We start from the raw sequence: 2,244 nt of genomic DNA on the forward strand, positions 1-2,244 counted from the left end.
TATATATTTCAGCCCATTGTAATTGTCTTTATAAGGTTTTTGTACTTCAATATTGAGCGAAAAGTCATTATTTATATGCCAAAAAACTGCATTGGCTTTTGATATGCCTAATTCGATGCATTTTTCATAAATTCTTTTTTTCTCATTTTTATTCACTTTTATGCTATCAATAATGTATTCAATTTTCTGAGAAGAACTAAATCTTTCTAATACAAATAATTTTTCTGTAATATAAGCGATTTCTCCAATATCTGCACAAAATAAACATCTTGGTTTTGGGTTTAATACATCCTTTTGTATACCCTCAAACTGTTGAAAATATTGTTGATATTTTTCTTCCTCTAAAAAGTTATTGCCTATCCATAATTGAATGGTGACTTTATTTACATCAATTTTATTCATATTTAATTACTCCTTAGAGTTAACATCCAGATTTGAATCTCATATGCTTTTTATGCATTCTATCAATTATACTGTTTGCTTGATTTTTCGATTTAGCTCCATTCAATTTTTTTATTAGCTCATCATGAAAATATGAACCAGCCTTAGTACCATGATGATCTCCTTGAATTAGTGCTCCAGTTTTTTTATTTGTAACATCAACAAAATAAATATCTTTAGTAGGAACCGTCATTGCCTTTAATTCCTGAGCAGTAAACCCTAATGATTTAGCTTTTGCTGCTAGGCTAACAGGGAACATTTCATGTTTGCCTCCACCATTGCGTAAAGCTGTTTCAACTGCTTTTTTATTAGCCCTGATTTCATCGAGTGAGGCATTATTAAACCAGTCATCAAAGCCTCCTCTCTTCCAAGGAGCCCAACCCCAAGGATCAATCCAAGTCAACCCATTAGGCGCATACTGATACAAATTAAACCCACCCAACAACCCAATCGGGTCTGGCTGCGTGAATCTACCTATATCCGGGTCATAATACCTGAAAGTATTGTAATGTAAGCCCGTTTCTCTGTCTAAATACTGCCCATGATACCTTAGGTTCTTTTATATCTTAGGATGTAAAATCTTTTGTAAAAGCCAAGTCTGCCTTAAAGTTTAAAAATATACTTTTTATTCTCAAACTAATTTTTTATTATCTCTTTGTTCAATTTATCAATAGCATTTTGAATAATTTTAATATAATCTTTTTTGTTTACTTTTATTCTAATTAATTTAGAACTACCCCATTTTTTTACTACCAAATACTCTACTTCATCTATGGAGCAAAAAATACCAAAATCTCCATAATATGAATAACTTAAACTTTATAACAATTTTTTCAAAACGATTCCCTTATCTATCTAATTTAAAACAAAATGTACCATTGCTATAATATTTAATAGTTTTTTTGCATGTTTTCCCCTATTATAATATTTTAAAAGTTAATCTTTAATTTTTTATACTATTTTTATACAAATAAATTCAATATTAATATTTAACTTTATATTTACCAATCACATCAAAAATATGGTCATATGTACTAAGTATTACACGTTTTTTGCCTTTTGAATGAACTTCATCAACAAGGTCAAAACTAGATTTTGAATATTTTTCATTAGGATATTCATCTATCCTATATATAAATAAACTATCTATATCACTAAAAATAAATGTTACTTTAACATCAGGGCAATTTAAAACCTCTGGAATACAACCAGATAATGATAAAAAAGTACAAATAGTTAAAGTAAAAGGTACACATTTTAATTTAACATCAGATAATATTAATGCATTACGTGTATAAATAATACCGTATTTTGTTTGTATTTCCTTTGTGTTCATTCTTATTTACACCTTACCAAAATTGATTTTCCAGCATTTTTTGTTGAAAACCGTCGTGCTAATGCACTTGAAGACAACTCTTCTTTAGTAGCCCACCTAGTTGGAATTCTAGTTACTCCAGCTTTCTTAGCAGCATAAAGGCGCCTATTATCCAAACTAAACACAGAATCTTTATGTGCGCCTTGAGATAATAACTTTTCTTGTATATTAACTGGTAAATCACGCATTTTTACTCTTTGAATTGGTTCTAAATTATTTACATAAGATGCATCATTTTTAAGTCTATGTATAAGCTAATTCACACTTCTATTATCACTAAAATTGGAACTTATATCATCTTGAGAAAACAAAATTGTCTTAGGATTTATAAAATTTAAACCCCAAGGATCAATCCAAGTCAACCCATTAGGCGCATACTGATACAAATTAAACCCACCCAACAGCCCAATCGGGTCCGGCTGCGTGAA

General features: G+C 29.5%; 4 protein-coding genes and 1 pseudogene. All 5 read right to left on the reverse strand.

The annotated features are described in order from the left end of the window. The coding region (locus ACQP6D_RS11105; protein WP_427858254.1) for an immunity 22 family protein at window positions 1-402 on the reverse strand (402 nt) is incomplete at its 3' end. A 19-nt stretch (window positions 403-421) separates the two neighbouring features. After that, window positions 422-985, reverse strand: a pseudogene (locus tag ACQP6D_RS11110) (RHS repeat-associated core domain-containing protein); the annotation flags it as partial. Between the two features lie 438 nt (window positions 986-1,423). After that, window positions 1,424-1,777 (reverse strand): hypothetical protein, encoded by a 354-nt coding sequence (locus ACQP6D_RS11115; RefSeq protein WP_427858255.1) that lies wholly within the window; start codon window positions 1,775-1,777, stop codon window positions 1,424-1,426. Window positions 1,778-1,779: 2 nt separating this feature from the next. After that, on the reverse strand, window positions 1,780-2,004 hold the full coding sequence (locus ACQP6D_RS11120; protein ID WP_427858256.1) for a hypothetical protein: 225 nt from the start codon (window positions 2,002-2,004) through the stop codon (window positions 1,780-1,782). Window positions 2,005-2,070: 66 nt separating this feature from the next. After that, the coding region (locus ACQP6D_RS11125; RefSeq protein ID WP_427858257.1) for an RHS repeat-associated core domain-containing protein at window positions 2,071-2,244 on the reverse strand (174 nt) is incomplete at its 5' end.

Source organism: Snodgrassella sp. CS2 (assembly GCF_050310315.1).
GTDB classification, from domain to species: Bacteria; Pseudomonadota; Gammaproteobacteria; order Burkholderiales; family Neisseriaceae; genus Snodgrassella; species Snodgrassella alvi_E.

What these genes read in the sequence shown, in the direction of transcription:
- ACQP6D_RS11120 (WP_427858256.1), bottom strand. Translation starts at nt 2,004, where the DNA reads ATGCGTGATTTACCAGTTAATATACAAGAAAAGTTATTATCTCAAGGC.
- ACQP6D_RS11115 (WP_427858255.1), bottom strand. Translation starts at nt 1,777, where the DNA reads ATGAACACAAAGGAAATACAAACAAAATACGGTATTATTTATACACGT.